General features: G+C 66.7%; 19 protein-coding genes and 1 pseudogene. 9 read left to right on the forward strand and 11 right to left on the reverse strand.

Annotation, left to right across the window (positions count from 1 at the left end; translation table 11 throughout):
* Nucleotides 1-59: 59 nt before the first annotated feature.
* Both AC57B8_RS31795 and ssuD read right to left on the reverse strand, forming a co-directional pair.
* Nucleotides 60-1,250: an acyl-CoA dehydrogenase family protein gene (locus tag AC57B8_RS31795; protein WP_496481795.1), complete on the reverse strand. Its 1,191-nt coding sequence runs from the start codon at nucleotides 1,248-1,250 to the stop codon at nucleotides 60-62.
* Nucleotides 1,247-2,410: an FMNH2-dependent alkanesulfonate monooxygenase gene (gene ssuD, locus AC57B8_RS31800; RefSeq protein ID WP_496481796.1), complete on the reverse strand. Its 1,164-nt coding sequence runs from the start codon at nucleotides 2,408-2,410 to the stop codon at nucleotides 1,247-1,249. The genes AC57B8_RS31795 and ssuD overlap by 4 nt, the downstream gene beginning before the upstream one ends.
* Before the next feature lie 309 nt (nucleotides 2,411-2,719).
* Between ssuD and AC57B8_RS31805 the strand changes: the two genes are divergently transcribed.
* A complete protein-coding gene (locus tag AC57B8_RS31805) occupies nucleotides 2,720-3,847 on the forward strand; it encodes an acyl-CoA dehydrogenase family protein (protein ID WP_492741359.1) in 1,128 nt (375 codons plus the stop codon).
* Nucleotides 3,844-4,989, forward strand: a complete 1,146-nt coding sequence (locus tag AC57B8_RS31810; RefSeq protein WP_496481797.1) for a sigma-54 interaction domain-containing protein — start codon at nucleotides 3,844-3,846, stop codon at nucleotides 4,987-4,989. The genes AC57B8_RS31805 and AC57B8_RS31810 overlap by 4 nt, the downstream gene beginning before the upstream one ends.
* Nucleotides 4,990-5,086: 97 nt before the next feature.
* On the opposite strand, the gene AC57B8_RS31815 is transcribed toward AC57B8_RS31810, so the two are convergent.
* From AC57B8_RS31815 to AC57B8_RS31835, 5 genes are all read right to left on the reverse strand, one after another.
* Nucleotides 5,087-5,542, reverse strand: a complete 456-nt coding sequence (locus AC57B8_RS31815; protein ID WP_496481798.1) for an OsmC family protein — start codon at nucleotides 5,540-5,542, stop codon at nucleotides 5,087-5,089.
* Entirely contained in the window at nucleotides 5,539-6,924 is a 1,386-nt protein-coding gene (locus tag AC57B8_RS31820) for an LLM class flavin-dependent oxidoreductase (protein WP_496481799.1), read from the reverse strand. Before AC57B8_RS31820 ends, AC57B8_RS31815 begins: the two co-directional genes overlap by 4 nt.
* 3 nt (nucleotides 6,925-6,927) lie before the next feature.
* The gene (locus tag AC57B8_RS31825) at nucleotides 6,928-8,064 is read right to left on the reverse strand and encodes an ABC transporter substrate-binding protein (RefSeq protein ID WP_496481800.1); all 1,137 of its coding nucleotides are present in this window, start codon (nucleotides 8,062-8,064) and stop codon (nucleotides 6,928-6,930) included.
* 67 nt (nucleotides 8,065-8,131) lie between these two features.
* On the reverse strand, nucleotides 8,132-8,872 hold the full coding sequence (locus AC57B8_RS31830) for an ATP-binding cassette domain-containing protein (RefSeq protein WP_492741341.1): 741 nt from the start codon (nucleotides 8,870-8,872) through the stop codon (nucleotides 8,132-8,134).
* On the reverse strand, nucleotides 8,869-9,780 hold the full coding sequence (locus tag AC57B8_RS31835) for an ABC transporter permease subunit (RefSeq protein WP_492741342.1): 912 nt from the start codon (nucleotides 9,778-9,780) through the stop codon (nucleotides 8,869-8,871). Before AC57B8_RS31835 ends, AC57B8_RS31830 begins: the two co-directional genes overlap by 4 nt.
* 334 nt (nucleotides 9,781-10,114) lie before the next feature.
* On the opposite strand from AC57B8_RS31835, the gene AC57B8_RS31840 reads away from it, so the two are divergent.
* The 7 genes and pseudogenes from AC57B8_RS31840 to AC57B8_RS31870 all read left to right on the forward strand — a co-directional run bounded on the left by AC57B8_RS31840 (nucleotide 10,115) and on the right by AC57B8_RS31870 (nucleotide 16,112).
* Entirely contained in the window at nucleotides 10,115-11,074 is a 960-nt protein-coding gene (locus tag AC57B8_RS31840) for a TauD/TfdA dioxygenase family protein (protein WP_496481801.1), read from the forward strand.
* 18 nt (nucleotides 11,075-11,092) lie between these two features.
* Nucleotides 11,093-12,454: an ABC transporter substrate-binding protein gene (locus AC57B8_RS31845; RefSeq protein ID WP_496481802.1), complete on the forward strand. Its 1,362-nt coding sequence runs from the start codon at nucleotides 11,093-11,095 to the stop codon at nucleotides 12,452-12,454.
* Between the two features lie 11 nt (nucleotides 12,455-12,465).
* The gene (locus tag AC57B8_RS31850) at nucleotides 12,466-13,374 is read left to right on the forward strand and encodes a carbohydrate ABC transporter permease (RefSeq protein ID WP_496481803.1); all 909 of its coding nucleotides are present in this window, start codon (nucleotides 12,466-12,468) and stop codon (nucleotides 13,372-13,374) included.
* The gene (locus tag AC57B8_RS31855) at nucleotides 13,361-14,269 is read left to right on the forward strand and encodes an ABC transporter permease subunit (protein ID WP_492741346.1); all 909 of its coding nucleotides are present in this window, start codon (nucleotides 13,361-13,363) and stop codon (nucleotides 14,267-14,269) included. The genes AC57B8_RS31850 and AC57B8_RS31855 overlap by 14 nt, the downstream gene beginning before the upstream one ends.
* 42 nt (nucleotides 14,270-14,311) lie before the next feature.
* Entirely contained in the window at nucleotides 14,312-15,379 is a 1,068-nt protein-coding gene (locus AC57B8_RS31860) for a sn-glycerol-3-phosphate ABC transporter ATP-binding protein UgpC (RefSeq protein ID WP_492741347.1), read from the forward strand.
* 10 nt (nucleotides 15,380-15,389) lie between these two features.
* Nucleotides 15,390-15,767 (forward strand): annotated as a pseudogene (locus AC57B8_RS31865) (benzoate/H(+) symporter BenE family transporter); the annotation flags it as partial.
* 105 nt (nucleotides 15,768-15,872) lie between these two features.
* Entirely contained in the window at nucleotides 15,873-16,112 is a 240-nt protein-coding gene (locus AC57B8_RS31870) for a hypothetical protein (RefSeq protein WP_496481804.1), read from the forward strand.
* Between the two features lie 130 nt (nucleotides 16,113-16,242).
* Here the strand turns inward: AC57B8_RS31870 and AC57B8_RS31875 are convergent, their stop codons facing one another.
* From AC57B8_RS31875 to AC57B8_RS31890, 4 genes are all read right to left on the reverse strand, one after another.
* A complete protein-coding gene (locus AC57B8_RS31875; RefSeq protein WP_496481805.1) occupies nucleotides 16,243-17,457 on the reverse strand; it encodes an IscS subfamily cysteine desulfurase in 1,215 nt (404 codons plus the stop codon).
* Between the two features lie 148 nt (nucleotides 17,458-17,605).
* On the reverse strand, nucleotides 17,606-18,181 hold the full coding sequence (locus AC57B8_RS31880; protein ID WP_083259049.1) for a MarR family winged helix-turn-helix transcriptional regulator: 576 nt from the start codon (nucleotides 18,179-18,181) through the stop codon (nucleotides 17,606-17,608).
* 174 nt (nucleotides 18,182-18,355) lie between these two features.
* Nucleotides 18,356-19,396: a branched-chain amino acid ABC transporter permease gene (locus AC57B8_RS31885; RefSeq protein ID WP_496481806.1), complete on the reverse strand. Its 1,041-nt coding sequence runs from the start codon at nucleotides 19,394-19,396 to the stop codon at nucleotides 18,356-18,358.
* 1 nt (nucleotide 19,397) lies between these two features.
* Nucleotides 19,398-20,285 carry a branched-chain amino acid ABC transporter permease gene (locus AC57B8_RS31890; RefSeq protein WP_496481807.1) on the reverse strand — a complete coding sequence of 296 codons (888 nt, stop codon included), beginning with the start codon at nucleotides 20,283-20,285 and terminating at the stop codon, nucleotides 19,398-19,400.
* Nucleotides 20,286-20,287 lie beyond the last annotated feature (2 nt).

Genomic DNA, 20,287 nt, shown 5'->3' on the forward strand with positions numbered 1-20,287 from the left:
TGAAAGCACGACGGGCCTGCGACGCGAGGTCGCAGGCCCGTTGCATCGAAAGCCGAAGTTCAGGAATAGAAACTGGGTTGCGGCACGCGCGCATTGAGCGCCCAGTCACCGAGCTCGCGCAGCTTGTAGTCCACCGGATCGTGCAGCGTGTGTACGCGCAGGTTGCGCCAGTAGCGGTCGAGGCGCAGCGCCGCGGTGGTAGCGCGCGCACCCGTCACTTCGAACATGCGGTGCGCCACCTCAAGGCTCGCGCGCGTGCTCGCGACCTTGGCAGCAGCGACCGCCACAGCCACCTGGCCGCGCTCGCGCTCGTCGAGCGAAGTGCCACGCAGCCACGCCTGGTCGAAGGCTGCGGCCGCCTGGTCGAGCAGCAGGCGAGCGCCCTGCAGCGCGAGCCAGAAGTCGCCGTAGTGCGTGAGCACGTATGGATCTTCGTTCGCGGACGAGGCTGTCGAGAACAGCCAGGGACGGCCTTGGTGCAGCGTGAAAGACTTCGCCTCTTCGAGCGCGCCTTCGCCCAGCCCGAGGTAGATATTCGCCAGGATCAGCTGCGCCAGCAGCGGGCGCAGGCAGGCGAACGGCGTCGAGAGCGGGCCGGGGTCGAGCAGCAGCTCGTTCGCGTCGACGCGAACGTTGTCGAACAACACGCTGCCGCTGTCGGTCTGGCGCTGGCCCATGTTGTCCCAGTCGCCCTGCACCGCGATGCCTGCGCGCTGCGTGGGCACGACGCCGATCAGCAGGCGGTCGTTTGCATCGAACGCCGAAGCGAGCAGCATGTCGGAGTCGCTCGCGCCGGAGCAAAAGCTCTTGCGGCCCGAGAACACATAACCACCATCGATCGCCTGGGCGCGCGTGGACTTGTCGACCGGGTTCAGCGCATTGCCCCAGAACCATCGGTGCGCGTGGGTCTGCTCGATCCACGGCTGCCACTGCGCGCGTTGCGCGAAGAGCTGCGTGGTCGCGAGCAGCAGGTGATGAAAGGCGAACAGGTGCGCCACCGAACTGTCGACGCGCGCAAAGCCGCGCACCACGTCGAGCGTCTGCTGCCAGCTTGCGCCGAGGCCGCCAAGCTCGGTCGGCACACTGAGCATGAGCAGGCCGCTGGCCCGCAGCAGGTCGCGCTCGGCCTTGGGCGTGCCACCGCGCTGGTCGCGCTCGACGGCGGTCTGCGCCAATGCTTGCGTGATGCGCTGCACGGTCGCATGCCATGGCACGACCTCGTCTCCGGCCTCTGCAGAGAAATGCTTCATGCGGCGGCTTTCTCGCGCACGGCTTCATTCGACGACGGCGGCACGATGTCGTTGGCGATGACTTCGCCGAAGGGCCCGGTGATGTTGGCCTGCCCCTCCGGGCGCACATGGTCGAGCGGCAACAGCGGGAACAGCAGCTCGGCCACGCGGTACGCTTCTTCGAGATGCGGGTAGCCCGAGAAGATGAAGGTCTCCACGCCGAGCGCCGCGTACTCCTTGATGCGCGCCGCCACCTCCTCGGGGCTTCCCACGAGCGCCGTGCCCGCACCGCCGCGCACCAGCCCCACGCCGGCCCACAGGTTGGGCGACACCTCGAGCTTGTCGCGCCGCCCACCGTGCAGCGCCGCCATCCGCTGCTGGCCCACCGAGTCGAAGCGCGAGAAAGCCTTCTGCGCGGCCGAGATGGTGTCGTCGGTCACATAGGAAATAAGCTCGTCGGCGGCGCGCCAGGCGGCTTCGCTGGTCTCGCGCACGATCACATGCAGCCGGATACCGAAGCGCAGCGTGCGGCCATGGCTGGCTGCCGCGGCACGGGCCTTTGCGATCTTGTCGGCTACGTCCGCCGGCGGCTCGCCCCAGGTGAGGTACACGTCGACCTGCTCGCCCGCGAGCGCAATGGCCGCATCCGACGAGCCGCCGAACCACAGCGGGGGATACGGCTTCTGTACCGGTGGATAAAGCGTCTTCGCGTTTTCCACGCGCAGGTGCTTGCCCGTGAAGTTGACCGTTTCGCCCGCCGCCACGCTCCGCCAGATGCGCAGGAACTCGTCGGTCACTTCATAGCGCTCGGCATGCGTGAGGAAGCTGCCATCGCCGTGCTGCTCGTCTGGGTCGCCGCCAGTCACCACGTTGATGAGCAGCCGGCCATCGGAAAAACGATCGAGCGTCGCGGCCTGCCGCGCCGAGACCGTCGGTGAAATGATGCCGGGACGGATCGCCACCAGGAACTTGAGGCGCTCGGTCTGCGCCGCGAGCGACGAGGCGACCACCCACGAGTCTTCGCAGGAACGTCCCGTGGGAATCAGCACGCCTTCGTAGCCCAGCTCGTCGGCGGCCTGCGCCACTTGTCGCAGGTAGTGATGGCTCACGGTGCGCGCGCCGCGCGAGGTGCCGAGGTAGCGGCTGTCGCCGTGCGTGGGGAGGAACCAGAAAAGTTGCATGCAGCGGTTCAGCAGTTAGCGTGCCAGTCGCCCTGCCTGCGGGAACGTACCGGAACGTGCGATTTCTGCTGCTCCATCAGCAGCCAAGCACCACATCTGCTGCATGCAGCACATCGGTCCCAGCGCATTGCTGCCATGGAAGCAAAACGAGGATCGATAGACGGATCGCATCGTTGGTCGGGCACGCCTTCGCCACGAACATGCTGCTGGCGCAGCAACTGTGCTGCCTGCACATCACCGAGAGGCTGCGTGAGTTCCGTTCTTTCCATTCCGGTTTCCGAATCGCACCGCGACATCGCACGCGAACTCATGAAAGGCTTCGCCGCGACCGCGGTCGAACGCGACGAGCGCGGCGGCACGCCGAAAGCCGAGCGCGATGCGCTGCGCGACAGTGGCCTGCTGGCGCTGAGCATTCCGCACGAGTTCGGCGGCGGCGGCGCCGACTGGCGCGAGACACTCGACGTCGTGCGCCTGCTCGCGCAGGCCGACAGCTCGATCGCGCACGTGTTCGGCTTTCATCACCTGATGCTGGCCACCGTGCGGCTGTTCGCGCGGCCCGCGCAATGGCAACCGTGGTTCGAGCAGACCGCGCGCCGCCGCTGGTTCTGGGGCAATGCGCTCAACCCGCTGGACGACCGCACGGTTGCCAGCGCACACGAAGGCTGGCGCGAGTTCACCGGCCAGAAGAGCTTCTGCTCGGGCGCGCTCGACTCCGAGATGCTCATCGCCTCGGCGCGCGAAGCGGGCAGCGGCGCCTTCATCGTCGCGGCGGTGCCCACCGCCCGCTCGGGCATCTTCGTCGCGCCCGACTGGAACAACATCGGCCAGCGCCAGACCGACAGCGGCAGCGTGACCTTCGAGAAGGTGCGCGTAGAGCAGCACGAGGTGCTGGCCGACCCGGGGCCGCTCTCGACCCCGTTCGCGTGCCTGCGCCCGCTGGTGTCGCAGCTTGTGCTGGCCAATATCTACCTAGGCATTGCCGAGGCGGCGTTCGACGATGCACGGCACTACACGCAGCACGAGTCGCGCCCCTGGCATGCGGCCCATGTGGCGCAGATGCACGATGACCCTTACGTACTGGGACACTACGGCGACTTCTGGGTGGGCCTGGAGAGCGTGCGGGTGCTGGCCGACCGCGCGGCCGACCGGCTCGACGCGGCATGGCGGCGCGGCCCGGCGCTCACCGAGCACGAGCGCGGCGACGTGGCCGTGGCCGTGGCCACCGCCAAGGTCGCGGCCACGAACACGGGGCTGGACATCTGTACGCGCATGTTCGACGTGGCCGGCGCGCGCGCCACGCACGGCGGCCTGCGGCTGGACCGCCACTGGCGCAACCTGCGCACCCAGACCCTGCACGACCCGGTGGCCTACAAGCTGCGCGAGCTCGGCGAATGGGCCCTCAAGCAGCAATACCCCGTACCGACCTTCTACTCATGACCGCCTACACCCGCCCTCTCGCTGTGCCGCCGCCGGCCGATGCGTCCACCACCGCAACGGACGAGGACTGGGATGCCCCCGCGCCGTCCACACTGCTCACGCTGCCCAACCCGCGCAAGCTCACCACCTCGATCCGCGCCACCGCCCAGGTGTTCCAGGACCCGCGCTCGGCCGCACTGCTCGAACGCATCCGCATGGTGGCGCCCAGCGACGCCAACGTACTCATCATCGGAGAGACCGGCACCGGCAAGGAGCTGATCGCGCGGCATGTGCACGACCTCAGCCGCCGCAGCGGCAAGCCTTTCGTGGCCGTGAACTGCGGCGCCTTCTCCGAGAGCCTGGTCGAGAGCGAGCTCTTCGGCCACGAGAAAGGCGCCTTCACCGGCGCGTTCTCCGCCAAGACGGGCTGGTTCGAGGCGGCCAACGGCGGCACGCTGTTCCTCGATGAGATCGGCGACCTGCCACTGTCGATCCAGGTGAAGCTGCTGCGCGTGCTGCAGGAGAGAGAAGTGGTGCGCCTGGGCTCGCGCAAGAGCGTGCCGATCGACGTGCGCGTGGTGGCCGCGACCAACGTGCGGCTGCAGGACGCAGTGGCCGCCGGCCATTTCCGCGAAGACCTGTTCTACCGGCTGCACGTGGTGCATCTGGCGCTGCCCACGCTGCGCGAGCGGCCTGGCGACATTCTTCCGCTGGCACGGCATTTCATTGAGGAGTACCGCCAGCGGCTGGGCTATGGCGCCGTGCGCCTCGATGCGAACGCCGAACACAAGCTCTCCGAGCATGCCTGGCCCGGCAACATCCGCGAATTGGAGAACGTCATCCACCACGCGTTGCTGATCTGCCAGCACAGCGTGCTGGGCGCCGAGCACCTGCACCTGTCGTCGCTGAACATCCAGCGCCGTTCGCCGGCCCCCGAGCCCCGAGGCAGCGCCACGCCGCAACAGGCGCTGGAAACCGTGCTGCGCGACCTCTTCAACGAACCGAATGAACAGTTGTTCGAGCAAATCGAGGAGGCCGTGATGCGCACCGCCTTCGAATTCTGCCACCGGAACCAGGTGCAGGCGGCCAAGCTGTTGGGCATCAGCCGCAACGTGCTGCGTTCGCGCCTCATCAAGAGCCGGGAGATCTCGGCCCTAAAGTAAGGGGAGAAGCAGCCAAAAGCACTCTGGCAATTCCACCGAAGGCTTCCTCGGTCTTCATTCTTGGCATTTCGATGAAGCCCCTCTACGTTCAAATTTTTCAGCGAATCGCGACGGTGGTCTCGATCGGGCCACCCCTTCCTAAGGTGTTATAGATCGGACAGGCGCTGGTAAACGCATCTACCAGCGAGCGTGCGGTGTCCAGGTCGACACCGTCCAGTACGAACCCCAGCCGGATGGCTGTGTAGCGGGTGCCATCGTTCGGGTCACGCTCAAAGGAAACAGTCGCCTCCGCGCCGGCGAGCGACACGTCGCGCTCGCGCGCTGTCTTCTGCACCAACCCCAGCCCGCACGAAGCGAGCGACGCCAGTAGCAGTTCGCCCGCCTGCACCGCATCCCCCGGCCCGCCGGCCGCCACCTTGGTGTCGGAAACGAAATGATGGTGACGTGCGCTCACGAGGAAGCGGCCGAAGACGTCGACGCCTCGTGCGCTCACGGTCACGATCTCGCCAGGCGCCACCGGGGCTTCGAGCGGTTGATCGGCGCTCGGTCTCATGCAGTCCTCCTTGCGGACGCAGCGGCGCCCGATGCAGCACGCTCCTTCCATGCGCCGGCAGCCGGCCGCTCCAGGCCCAGGTTCTCGCGCAGGGTCGCGCCTTCGTACGCCGTGCGGTAGAGCCCACGCCGCTGCAATTCAGGCACCACCAGCCGCACGAAGTCTTCGAACCCGCCCGGCTGGTAGGGCGCGCTGATCATGAAGCCGTCGCAGGCACCTTCGCGGAACCAGCGCTCCATGCCGTCCGCCACCTTGTCAGGCGTACCGATCAGGTCGCCTTCGTAGCGGCTGCCATAGCGCTTGCCCAGATCACGCAGGGTCAGCTTGTCGCGTTCGGTGGCTTCGCGCACCTCTTGGTAATGGCCCTGCACACCCGGCACATCGATGTCGGGCAACGCCGAGTCGAGCGGGTATTTCGAGAGGTCCACGTCCAGGTGATAGGACAGCGTGGACAAGCCGGCATGAGGATCGACCAGCGCACGCAGCGCGCGGTCTTTCTCGTCGGCGATGGCTTGTGTCTCGCCGACCAGCGGCGTCGCAGCGGGCAGCACCTTGAGCGAGTCGGGGTCGCGGCCATGGGAGCGCACGCGGTCCTTGATCTCTTTGTAGAAGGCCTTGGCGCTGTCCAGCGAATCGTGGCTCACGAAGATGGCGTCGGCCCATTGCGCCGCGAAGTCCCGGCCGCGGTCTGACGCGCCGGCCTGCAGGATCACCGGGTAGCCCTGCGGGGGGCGGGAGACGTTCAGCGGTCCCTTGACGCTGAACCACTCACCCTCGTGGTCGACGTAGTGAACCTTCGACGGATCGGCAAAGAGCGGCGTCTGGCGGTCCTGCACCAGGGCGTCGTCCTGCCAGCTGTCCCAGAGTTTGAAGACCACCTCGAGAAACTCGTCGGCCCGGTCGTATCGCTTGTTGCGCGGCACCTGTTCCTTCTTCGAGAAATTGCGGGCTTCTGCGTCCTGGAACGACGTGACGACGTTCCACGCGGCGCGGCCCGCGCTCAGATGGTCCAGCGTCGCGAAGGAGCGCGCCACCTCGAAGGGCTCGTAGTGACTTGTCGAGCGCGTCGACGCCAGTCCTAGGTTCCGGGTCGCAGCCGCCATGATCGACAGCACCACTACCGGATCGAGCCGCAGCGAGCCGAGCGCGCCGTAGCGCAGCTGCGTGTCGTTGCTGCCCTGGTAGCGGTCGGGCACCGCGAGGATGTCGGCGAAGAAGGCCAGGTCGAACAGGCCCTTCTCGAGCGTGCGCGCGATGCCCTGGTAGTAGTCGGCATCGAGCCAGCCACTCTCCGATGCCGGATAGCGCCAGCCGCCGGGGCGGCCCGGGCCCGCGGTGACAAAGGCGGCGAGGTGGATCTTCTTGTCTTGGGTGTGGGTCATGGTTCAGGCGCCGAGTTCGGCGGCAACGAGTTTCTTGATGGCGTCGAACCGCGCATCGAGCAGGAAGCTGCGCACGTCGACCTTGTTCGGCAGGACGCCCAGCGACTGGAAGTTGTCGGCCAGATCCTGCGTCGAGTCGGCGGTGGCGCTGTCGATGGGCTTGAGCGCAACCGCCCCCGAGTCGGACAACCGGGCGTCGACGATCAGCTGCCGGTACACCTTCTGCTCGACGCTGCCGGCTTCGAAGCCACCGAGCGTGGCCCATGCCGCGACCGTCTCGTCGGGATGCGCGACTGCATGTTGCTGCGCCTCGCGGATCAGCCGCACGAGTCTGGCCGCCACCTGCGGGTGCTTTTCGGCAAAGTCGGCACGTGCAACGTAAAAGGCATAGTCATAGGTCTTCACGTCCGGCAGCGTGCGCGCCTTGTCGCCGAGCTTGGTCAGGGCCAAGGCGCTGGCGGGCTGCCAGTGGATCCACGCGTCCACACTGCCTTGGGCAAAGGCCGTGTAGGCGTCGGCACCGCTCAGGCTGACCGCCTGCACATCGCTCAGCCGCAGTCCGGCGCTCTCCAGGTACTTGATCAGGCTGTAGGTGCCGGTGGTGCCGTTCTGGTGGGCGATCTTCTTGCCCTTGAGATCGGCCGCGGACCGGATCGGCGAATCCTTCGCCACCAGCACGTCGACCTCGGTTGCCGGCAGCGGATAGGCCGCCAGCGGCACGATCGGCACGCCCGCCGCGACCGCGTTGACGATCGCCGTGGCGGTCGCGAAGCTGAAGTCGATGCCGCCGGCCTTGATGCCCTCCATGACCGGCAGCGATGCAGTGAAGCCGGGCTGCCAGACCACCTTGGCCGCAATGTCATTCTCGAGCTTGCTGCCGCCGCCCTCCGAACGCAGCGACGCGAACACGCCCGTGCGGCCGTCGCCGATGATGGCGATCGTGACCTGCGGCGGCGCAGCCGCCTGGGTCGCGGCGCCGGTTGCAGCGGCCGGTGCTGGCGGGGGCGCATCGCTCTTGCCGCAGCCGACGAGTGACAGCGCGCCGGCGCCGCCGGCCAGCGCCAGCCCGCTCAGGCCGAGGAAGCGCCGCCGTCCGTTCAACGCGGTGGGGATGGAATGAGAAAGCTGATCGATCGACATGGTCGAGAGTCCTGACAGGGATAAAGAGGAACGAAGAGTCGGAGGGAACTGGCGTGCCCGCCGGCCTTCAGCCGGCGGCCTGTGCAGCCTGCGCAGAAACGAGCCCTTCGAGCAGCTCTTCCTTGAGTGCGGCCAGTTCAGGGTCACCGCGATGGCGCGGTCGCTCGCGATCGATGAACAGGTCGCGGGCGATGCGTCCCTCGCGCATCAGAAGCACGCGGTCGGCCAAGACCAGCGCCTCTTCGACGTCGTGCGTGACCAATAGCACCGTGCGCGGCCTGCGCGCGAGCAGGCCTTCGAGCAGCAACTGCATCGACGCTCGCGTGATCGCATCGAGCGCCCCGAAAGGTTCGTCGAGCAGCAGCAGTTCGGGTTCGTGGATCAGGGCGCGTGCCAGCCCCACGCGCTGCCGTTGCCCGCCCGACAGCACGACCGGATAGTCGTTGTCGCGCCCGGCCAGTCCGACCGCCGCGAGCAGCGCGCGGGCCTCGTCGTCGCGACCGCGCAGGCCCAAGGTCACATTGCGCAGCACGGTGCGCCAGGGCATCAGCCGGTCTTCCTGGAACATCATCCGGATGTCCGGCGACGCATGGCGTGAATGCAGTTCGACACGGCCCGACGTCGGCGGTTCGAGCCCCGCGACGATACGCAGCAAGGTCGACTTGCCAACACCGCTGGCACCGATGAGCGCGATGAACTGGCCGGCGGGAATCTCCAGGTCGACCGCGTGCAACACGGTGCGCTCGCCGAAGGCCTTGCCAACACCGCGCAAGCTCAGTCGTTCGCCGCTGGACGAAGGGTGTGTCATCGCGCCGCTCCTTTGGCGTAGTTCGGATGCCAGCGCAGCAGGCGCCGCTCGATCCCCCGCGTGATCGAGTCGGCCAGCCAGCCAGCGATGGCGTACAGCACGATCGCCAGCAGGATGACGTCGGTGCGCAGCAGCTCGCGGGCGTTCTGAACCATGTAGCCGATGCCGTCACGCGAGGCGATGGTTTCACCGACCACCAACGTAAGCCAGGCCACGCCCAGCGCGTAGCGGATGCCAGTGAGGATCGGCGCCAACGCCCCCGGCAGCACGACGCTGACGATCAGACCGAAGGGCCCGAGGCCGTACGACCGGCCCAGTTCGATCAGCTTCGGGTCCACGCTGCGAATGCCGCTCATGGTGTTGATGTAGACGGGGAACAGCGACCCCATCGCCACCAGCAGCACGCGCGGCTCCTCGCCGATGCCGAACCAGAGAATCATCAGCGGCACCAGCGCCAGATGAGGAATGGTGCGCACCATCTGCAGCGAGCGGTCGAGCAAGCCGTGCGCCAGGCTCGACAAGCCCACCAGGAAGCCCAGCACCAGGCCGGTTGCTGCACCCGTCGCGAAACCGATCGCGACGCGCCGCAGGCTCACCAGCACATCCCGCTGCAGTTCCCCGCGCTCGGCGAGCAGCCACGCGGCACGCAGCACGTCGGACGGTGCGGGAAGAATGCCCGCGGGCAGCCGACCGATGGCCGAAAAGTACTGCCACAACGCGATGAGCCCGACCGGCAGGATCCAGGGAGCGACGAGGCGCCAGCGGCCCGTTGCGCGACGCGTCGAGACACGCTGCGTCCTGTCGTCCGTCACATCCGCGATGACGGTGACGCGGCTTTCGAAACGGGAATTCGATGGCTTGGAGGATGCCGGGGAATCGGAAGGCAGACGAGGGAGAACGGCACTCATGGAAGGGATGCAAGGCGACGCAGGCTGCTCTGACGGAAAGAGCGGATGCCGCTTGTGATGAAGCACGCGGGAAACAGAAGTCGTACCTTATGTGCAATGGCCCGGTGCGTGAACTGACATTTGCGCATTTCAATATGCAAGGAGCAAAGAAGCGCCTCCTCGCCACATGCACGCTCACCATCGAGAGGTCGTCTCTTCCCAATGCTGTAGCGCCAAAGAAAATTCGCGCATGTCGAAACAACGATTCCGTTGTTCGCTCTTGCCCCACGTGACCACAGAATCTACGGCTTCCGGCATTGCCTGCCCACGTCACGAACGAACAGAGGAGTCCCCGATGAGCGACAGCGCACCCCCTTCATCCATCGACACGAGCTTCGGAGATCTGCGCATCCGGCGCGTGGCGGGCCATATCGGCGGCGAGGTGCAGAACCTGAAGCTTTCGGCCGGTCTTTCTGCGGAAGAGATCGCGCATGTCGAGGCTGCCCTCGTAAAGCACAAGGTTCTTTTCTTCCGCGGCCAGTACCATCTGGACGACGCCGCGCACCAAGCCTTTGGCGCGCGCTTCGGCCGCACGGTGGCGCACCCCACGGTGCCTTCGCCCACGGGCACGAAGCTCTTCGAGCTCGACGCCTCCAAGGGCGGCGGGCGCGCCGATTCGTGGCACACCGACGTGACCTTCGTCGATGCGTTTCCCAAAATCTCGATCCTGCGCGGCGTGAAGATTCCGGCCTATGGCGGCGACACCGTGTGGGCCAACACGGCCGTCGCCTACGAGCGCCTTCCTGCACAGTTGAAGCAACTGGCCGACCAGCTCTGGGCCGTGCACAGCAACGACTACGACTACGGCGCCGACCGCGTGGTGGTGGAAGAAGAGCGCCTTCGGCACCACCGCAACGTGTTCGTCTCGGCCGTGTATGAGGCCGAGCATCCGGTGGTGCACGTGCACCCGGTGTCGGGCGAGCGCGCGCTGCTGCTCGGGCATTTCGTTAAGAAGCTGGTGGGGCTGTCGAGTGCCGAGTCAGCGCGTCTCTTCGAGCTGCTGCAGAACCGCGTGACACGCCTCGAAAACACCGTGCGCTGGAGTTGGCAACAAGACGACGTGGCGATCTGGGACAACCGCGCCACGCAGCACTTCGCGATCAACGACTACGGCAACCAGGCACGCCTAGTGCGCCGCGTGACGGTGCATGGCGAAGCCGCCGTGGCCATCGACGGCCAACGCAGCCGCACGCGCAGCCGGCCCGAAGCGACGAACGACGCGCGCATCGACGAAGTCATTTCCGCCACGGCCTAAATGAAGTCACCGCATCCCATGACACACCCCTCTCTCATCGGCCTGCAGCGGCGCAGCCTGCTCAAGACCTCGGCCGCGCTCGGCGCCGCATCGCTGCTGCCCGGACTTTCAGGCCTCGCCGCGGCGCAAGGCGGCGCGAAGAAATTCGCCGGCGTCACGCTGAACGTGTCGACCTTCAGCGCCACCTACCCCAAGCTGCTGCAGCAGTGGCTGCCCGAGTTCGAGGCGCTCACCGGCGCCAAGGTGAACTTCGATGCGCCTTCGTTCCCCGTCTACAACCAGCGCGTCGACCTGGAGCTGTCCACGCGCGGTTCGGCCTACGACGTGGTCAACGTCACCTTCATCTACTCGAGTCGCTGGATCAACTCGGGCTGGCTCACACCGCTGGACGACTACATCCGCAACCCCAACCTCACCGGCGCCGACTGGGACCTGAACGACTTCCTGCCCGGCGCCCGCGCGCCGGAGACCGGCAAGGACGGCAAGCTTTACGGAATTCCCTGGACCGCCGAGGCGCTGCTCACCGCATCGTCGCGCTTCGACCTGCTGGAGAAGGCGGGCTTCGCGTTCCCCGACACCACCGACGACCTCGTGAAGGTGCTGCGCGCGGTCCACAAGAAAGAGCGCGTGGCCGGCTTCGTGGCCGACAACCACTACGGCTGGACCTTCGTGCCCTACCTACACGCGTTCGGCGGCGACGTGTTCCGCAAGGCGCCCGACGACCTGTTCCCCACGCTCGACACGCCCGAGGCGATTGCCGCCGGCGAGTACTACGCGAACCTGCTGCGCGAGTTCGGCCCCGACGGCGCCATCACCTACCAGCCCGACCAGGTCACGCAGGCGCTGAAGCTCGGGCGCGTGAACTTCACCGATGCGGGGCAGTTGCATCTCGCCCAACTGGGCGATGCGGCGACCAGCAAGACGCTGAAGACCGTGAAATTCGGCCAGGTGCCCAAGGGCCCGGCTGGCCGCTTTCCGGGCACTGCGGTGCACGGTCTGGGCATTCCGGCCGGCTCGAAGAACAAGGAAGCGGCGTGGGCCTTCATTCAATGGGCGCTGAGCAAACAGACCACGCGCAAGGCGGTGGTCGCGGGCTACGGCTCGCCGGCGCGGCGCTCGGACATCGACTCGGCAGAGTTCCGCCAGAAGCAGGTCATCAACGGCAGCGACCTGGCCAAGCTCTCGCTCGACGCCATCGAGCTGGCTTCGAAGACGGGCCACATGAAGTACCGCACCGTGTCGGTCTATCCGCAGATCGACCAGCAACTGAACAAGGCCATCGAACTGATCGCGAGCAACCAGCTGTCGGCCAAGCAGGCGTTCCAGCAGGCGCAGGCGAACTCGATTGCCGAACTCAAGCGCGCCGGCATCAAGCTGTGAGGCCCTGAGCCATGGCCTTCGCTCTTTCCGCGCCGGGCTGGCAGGCCGAGCGGCGCCGGGCCTTCCTGCTGGGCCTGTCGCCGTCACTGGCGGTGCTGCTCGTCATCACGCTGGTGCCGGCCGGGGCGTTGCTGGTGGCGAGCTTCACGCCGCTCAGCCTCACCGACCCGGCGGCCACCTTCCGCTTCGACGACCCGCTCGTCAATTACCGGCAGCTGCTGCACGACAACCGCTTCCTCGGTTCCATCGCGGTGCAGTTCAAGCTGTCGGCATCGAGCGTGGTGTTGCAGTTGCTGGTGGGCCTGGGGCTCGCGCTGTTGCTCAACGGAAAGTCGCGCGTGCTCGACGGCGCACGCACGCTGTTCCTCATCCCGATGGTGCTGCCGCCGATCGTTGTCGCGCTGATCTGGAAGATCATGTACACGCCCGACGTGAGCCCGATGCACCGCGCGCTGGAGCACCTGGGCTGGCCGGTACGCTCACTCATCGCCAACCCCGACACGGCGCTCTGGGCCATTTCTCTGGCCGACACCTGGCAATGGTTTCCGTTCACCATGCTGATGGTGCTGGCCTCGCTGCAGATGATTCCGGACGACCCGCTGGAGGCCGCACGACTCGAAGGTGCCAACCGCTGGCAGCTGTTCCGCTACATCGTGTTCCCCTACATCCGGCCGGTGCTGGTGGTGTGCGGCCTCTTCCGGCTCATCGACAGCTTCAAGGCCTTTCCGCTCATCTACGTGCTGACCAATGGCGGGCCGGGCAACGTGAGCGAGGTCACCAACTACTACGGCTTCATCCAGGCCTTCAACTTCTCGTACTGGGGCTACGCGAGCGCCATTGCCACGGTGATGCTGGTGGGCGTATTCGTGCTGAGCTGGCTGGTCGGCAAACTGGGCTGGAGCGACCATGAACAGCATTAGCCGCACGCTAGCCGCCGCCGACCTGGCGGGCGCACACGAAGAAGGTGCGGGCCTCGCCGGCATCGGCACCGCGGATCGTCGCCGCGCGCCGTGGTGGCACGCCCACGGCCGCTCGCTCACAGTCGCCCTGCTGGTGCTGCTCGTGCTCTCGCCCTTCCTGTGGCTGGTGCAGCTCGCCTTCAAGCCCGCGGCCGACATCTTCGACGACGCCCTGCTCTTCGTGCCCACGCTGGACGGCTTTGCGAGCCTCTTGCAGGGCAACTTCCTCAAGTCGTTCGGCAACAGCTTGCTGGTGAGCACGCTGTCGACCGGCTTCTCGCTGGTGATCGGCGTGCCCGCGGCCTATGCGCTCACACGCTGGAAGTTCAGGGGCCGCGACCGCATCGCGCTGTGGATCCTAGTGACGCGCATGGCGCCGCCCATCGCCTTCACCATTCCGTTCTTCCTCGCCTACCAATACCTCGGGCTGCAGGACACGGTGATCGGGCTGGCCATCGTATACCTCACGTTCAACCTCGCGATCGTCATCTGGCTCATGCAGACCTTCTTCGAGGCGGTGCCCGCATCGCTCGAAGAGGCCGCCTGGATCGACGGCTGCGGCGTCTGGCAGGCGTTCTGGCGCGTGGCCTTGCCGCTCACCGCGCCGGGCCTGGCGGCCACCGCGGTGATGTGCTTCATCTTCTCGTGGAACGATTTCTTCTACGCGCTGATCCTTACGCGCACCAACGCCATCACCGCGCCCGTGGCCATCGTCAACTTCCTGCAGTACGAAGGCTGGGAGTGGACCAAGATCGCCGCGAGCGGCACGCTGGTGATGCTACCGGTGATCGTCTTCACGGTGCTGGTGCGCAAGTACCTCGTGCGCGGGCTGACGGCCGGCGGCGTCAAGGACTGATGCAGGCCTTCGCGAACAGCAACACAGACAGACAAGAAACTCATGGCCTCCATCAGCATCCGCAAGCTCTTCAAGCAGTTCGGCAGCACGCCGGTGATCCGCGGCATCGACATCGACATCCGCGACGGCGAGTTCGTGGCGCTCGTGGGGCCGAGCGGCTGCGGCAAGTCGACGCTGCTGCGCGTGATTGCCGGGCTGGAAACCGCCGAAGGCGGCGACATCCTGCTCGGCGACCGCCGCATCAACGACACCGCGCCGCGCGACCGCGACGTGGCGATGGTGTTCCAGAACTACGCGCTCTACCCGCACATGACCGTGGCGCAGAACCTGGGCTTCGGCCTGAAGATCCAGGGCATCGCGAAAGACCAGATCGCCCGCCGCGTGCAGCAGGCGGCCGACACGCTGGGCCTGGGCGAGCTGCTGCAGCGGCACCCGCGCCAGCTCTCGGGCGGCCAGCGCCAGCGCGTAGCCATGGGCCGGGCCATCGTGCGGCAGCCGCAGGCTTTCCTGTTCGACGAGCCGCTGTCGAACCTCGACGCCAAGCTGCGCGTGCAGATGCGCACCGAGATCAAGGCGCTGCACCAGCGGCTGGGCACAACCACGGTGTACGTCACCCATGACCAGGTCGAAGCAATGACCATGGCCGACCGCATCGTGGTGCTGAAGGAAGGAAAGGTCGAACAGATCGGCGAGCCGCTCGCCCTGTACGACCGCCCGCGCAACGCCTTCGTGGCCGGTTTCATCGGCTCGCCCGCGATGAATTTCATTCCGGGCCGGTTGCAGCTCGACGGCGCACCGCATGTGTTGACGGACGACGGCCTGCGGCTGCCGCTGGCCAACGCATCGAGCGGCACGCACGGCGACCGCGTGCTCTACGGCACGCGCCCGGAAAACTTCATCCTCGACGCCGGGCAGGGCCTGCCCGCCGACGTGGTGGTGGTCGAGCCGACGGGTTCGGAAACGCAGGTGGCGCTGCGCCTGGGCGGCCATCCGGTGATGGCCGCCTTCCGCGACCGCATCGACGCCCGTCCCGGCGAGCGGCTGCCGCTGTGGCCCGTGGCAGCGAAGGCGCACCTTTTCGATGCGGCAGGTGGTCAGCGGCTCAACTGAGGCGTTCGACAACCCGATCGTCACCCTCACGGGCCTGGGCTCACTCGTCATGGCGCCCTTCGGCGCGCACGCCTTCAACGTGGCGGCTATCACCGCTGCCATCTGCACCAACAAGGACGCGCGTGAAGATCCGTCGAAGCGCTACATCGCGGGCCTAGTATGCGGCCTTCTGTACGTCACGGTCGGCATCTTCGGTGTCACCCTGGCCAACGCCATGGCCGAAGCCCGCACGCGCGAGACGGCGTTGATCACCTTCCTAGCAACCTCGGCCAATGTGCCCCTGCTGGGCGTGGGAGGCGCGTTCTGGGGCCTTGTGGCGGGCCTGGTTGTCCATCTCCTGATTCACGGGGGACGCAAGACCCTGAAAGCAACGGCCTACGCCCGGTGAACGGCCTATGCCGCGACCTGTGCCCCAACAAGGTTCTACGAAGCTCCGACAACGAGTCATCTAGGAGGACTAGCTTTAGCGCACAGACGGGGCTGGTGCGCTGTCATGACCACTCCCGCCGTCACTGATGTCTGCTCCGCAGCGGGAGCCGTCGTCGGGCTCGAAGCCATCGACGCCGGCATTGAGGCTGATACCCGACATCCGAGTTCATGGACCCGGTTGCCGGGCTCACCGCGCCCGGAAGACCAGCAACCCTTTCTGGGCACCGCAGTGAATCCCGACGCCACGCTGCACGTGTGGGACGACGGCGAACACACGATCAACAACCACGCGATAGAGCGCTGACTGCGCTTGTTTCAGACTGGTTTTCCCAGCGGCTTGGATCGCGTTGACATCGCTGCGCCCCTGACCTAGCGGGACTGCCCACGGACCCCGTGCAAATGGATGGCTCATCGACACAGGACGCAATGCAAGGTCAATGAGCAGTCCAGCGGATGGTCGACAGATCGACGCCTTCCTTGTACATCTCCCACAACGGCGACAGCTCGCGCAGTTTCTCGACGCGCTCCCTGAGCATGTCGATGGCCGCGTCGATGTGCGCCTCCGTGGTGAAGCGCCCCATGGTGATGCGCAGGCTCGAGTGGGCCAGCTCGTCGCTGCGCCCCAGCGCACGCAGCACATAGCTCGGCTCCAGGCTGGCGGACGTGCATGCGGAGCCGGACGACACGGCGATGCCCTTGACACCCATGATCAGCGACTCCCCTTCGACGTAGTTGAAGGACGCGTTGACATAGTGAGGCACGCGCTGGGTCGCGTGCCCGTTGATGAAGACCTCTTCCATGCCCGTCAGCCCGGCGACCAGCCGGTCGTGCAGGCGATGGATGCGGGCGATCTCGACGTCCATCTCGTCCCTGGCGATGCGATAGGCCTCGCCCATGCCGACGATCTGGTGCGTGGGCAAGGTGCCCGAGCGCATGCCGCGTTCATGGCCGCCGCCATGGATCTGCGCCTCGATGCGGATGCGCGGCTTGCGCCGTACGTAGAGCGCGCCGATGCCTTTCGGGCCGTAGGTCTTGTGCGCGGTGAGGCTCATGAGGTCGACCGGCCAGGTCTTCAGGTCGATGTGCACCTTGCCCGTGGCCTGCGCTGCGTCCACATGGAAGACTGTGCCGTTCGCACGGCACAGCGCCCCGATGGCCTGCACGTCCTGCACCACGCCGATCTCGTTGTTGACCAGCATGACCGAGGCCACGATCGTGTCGGGCCGCAGCGCGGCCTTGAACGCCGCCAGGTCGAGCAAGCCGTCTTCCTGCACCTCCAGGTAGGTCACCTCGAAGCCTTGGCGTTCGAGCTCGCGCATGGTGTCGAGCACGGCCTTGTGTTCGGTCTTCACGGTGATCAGGTGTCGGCCCTTCGACTTGTAGAAGTGCGCGGCGCCCTTGATCGCCAGGTTGTCGGACTCCGTCGCGCCGGAGGTCCAGACGATCTCGCGCGGGTCCGCACCGACCAATGCCGCCACCTGCTCCCTGGCGCGCTCTACGGCCTCTTCGGCGCTCCAGCCCCACGCGTGCGTGCGCGAGGCCGGGTTGCCGTAGTTTTCTCCGAGCCAGGGCACCATGGCGGCGACCACGCGCGGATCGACCGGCGTGGTGGCGCCGTGGTCCAGGTAAATGGGCAGGTGGGGCGTCATGGTGTGGGTGTCTCCAGAAGGCGGTTGTCGCCCGCAGGCGGCAACCAGAAAGTTGTTTAACTTAGCTGAGTTACTTATATTTTAGAAAGCATTCAATCCCCGCGCCAGCGTCGCGGGGATCGGCGTGCAAGAAAAACTGGAGTGGCGCCTAGGCGGCGCGCGGGCCGGCGCGCTTGAGCGCCTTCGAGATGCCGCCCAGGGACTGGCTGCCCTGCGAATGGCTCACCACCTGCAGCATGGCCACTGTGCGCGAGAAATCGCCCAGCAGCGACGCGACGATGCGCGACAGCGCCTTGAAATCCGCCGGCGAGATGCTCTCGAACAGATGGTCGTTGACGAACAGCAGCTCGGGCTGCAGCGCCTGCACCTGCTGCTCGCCTTCTTCGGACAGGTGAACCAGCACGCTGCGCGCATCGGCGGGGTTCGGCACCTTCACGACCATGCCCTGGCGCTCGAGCTTCTTGACCTCGGTGGTCACGAAGGTGTTGCTCACATGCAGGTGGTCCGCGATCTCGTTGACGCTGATGCCGGTGCTGCCCTCGTACTGGGCGATCACCATGATCATGTTGTACTGCGGCGAGGTCACGCCCAGGTGCGACGCCAGGTAGGCACGCGCCGACTCGAGGTGCGACGCAGCGATCGAGATGTCGTAGAGCAACTGCCGGAAGCTGCGGTCGCCACCGGCCGCGCTGTCGAGCACCGCAGGGGAAGAAACCGTGGGCATCAGTGCGAACCTGGTGCGTGCTTTCGTCTTGGGCGCGGCAGCCGCGACCGCACGGGACGCTCGCTGGCTGCTTTCGCCTGGCTTCGAAGGTTTGTCGGGGGCAGTCCTGCGGCTCATTCGAAGGATGATACCCAAGGGTACTGTCCCGCATCGCGGCCCCTTCGCCAAGCGCCCTCAGGGCGGCGGTGTCACCACGAAGCCGACGTTCTTGTCGGGCACGGCGAGCGCCCGTTGCGGTGCATTGGCTTGCCATCGGGTCATGAAGGCCCGGGCTTCCCCGACCACGCCGCGGCGGAACAGCAGCACGCACAGCATGAAGACGATGCCCGTCACGATCGGCACGGAATCGCCCAGCAGGTTGAAGGCGCCGATGCCGGTGAGCTCGGCCAACTTCGTACCGATGTCGCCCAGCTCGTTCTCCAGCAGCACCACCATGCAGGCGCCCACCGCAGGGCCGAACACCGTGCCCAGACCGCCGAGCAGCGTCATCAGCACGACCAGCCCGGACAGGTGCCAATGGACATCGGCCAGGGTCACCACGCCGAAGAGCACGGCCTTCATCGAGCCAGCCAGCCCTGCAAGCGCGGCCGACAGCACGAAGGCCGTGGTGCGGACCCGGTTGATGTCGTAGCCCAGCGACGTGGCGCGCGGCGCGTTGTCGCGCACCGCCACCAACACCTGCCCGAACGGCGAGTGGATGGTGCGGTGGATCAGGAAGCAGGCCAGCGCGAAGAAGCCGAGGAACAGGTAGTACAGCGCCTTGTCGTTGCCCAGGTCGATCCACCCCAACAGCGTGCCGCGCGGGATGCGCTGCAGTCCGTCCTCGCCGCCCAGCGCCGGCCACTGCAGCACGACGAAGAATGCCAGTTGCGCCAGGGCCAGCGTGATCATCGCGAAGTAGATGCCTTGGCGTCGCATCGCCAGGCTGCCGATGACCCAGCCCAGCGCCGCGGCCAGGCCGACACCGATCAGGATGCCCAGCTCGAAAGGCACGCCCCAGACGGTCATCGCGTAACCGGTTGCGTAGCCCGCGCCGCCGAAGAAGGCGGCGTGGCCGAGCGACAGCAGGCCGCCGTAGCCCAGCAACAGGTTGAGGGCGCAGGCAAACAGTGCAAAGCAGATCAGCTTCATCAGCAGCACCGGGTACACGAAGGCGGGGGCCAGCAGACCCACCGCAAGCACCAGCAGCAGCGCCGCACCAGTCGGGAATTTCATTTCAGCTCTCCTTGCCGAAGAGGCCGGCCGGCCGCATCAGCAGCACGACGACCATGATCAGGAACACCACCGTCGAAGAGGCTTCAGACCACACCAGCTTGGTCATCCCCTCCACCACGCCCAGGCCCACGCCGGTGGCCACGGTGCCCAGGGTCGATCCCAGGCCGCCGATCACCACGACCGCGAAGACGATGATCAGCAGGTTCGATCCCATGAGCGGATTGACCTGCAGCACTGGCGCCGCCAGCACGCCGGCAAAGGCGGCCAGCGCCACGCCGAAGGCATAGGTGAGCATCACCATCCGGGGCACGTTCACGCCGAAGGACTCCACCAACTTCGGGTTCTCGGTGCCGGCCCGCAGCAAGGCGCCCAGGCTGGTGCGCTCGATCACGAACCAGGTGGCGCCGCACGCGACCAGCGACGCGGCGACGACCCAGGCCCGGTAGGCCGGGAGCACCATGAAGCCCAGGTCGAGCGACGAACGCAGCACCTCCGGCATCGGGTAGCTCTGGCCCGACACGCCGTAGGCGGCGCGGAAAGTCCCTTCCAGCACGAGCGTCAGCCCGAAGGTCAGCAGCAGGCCGTACAGGTGGTCCAGCTTGTAGAGATGGCGCAGCAGCGTCTTCTCGAACACGATGCCCAGCAGCCCCACGAGAAAAGGCGTGAGGAGCAGCGCCACCCAGTAGTTCACGCCCAGGTAGGTCAATGCCATGAAGGCCACGTAGGCGCCGAGCATGTAGAAGGCGCCGTGCGCGAAGTTGATGATGTTCAGCAGGCCGAACACCACCGACAGCCCAAGCGACAGCACCGCGTAGAAAGCGCCGTTGACCAAGCCCAGCATCAGCTGGCTCGCGATCACCTGCACCGGGATTCCGAAAATTTCATCCATGG

Source organism: Variovorax sp. BGA-UO-ETr-C22 (assembly GCF_059567965.1).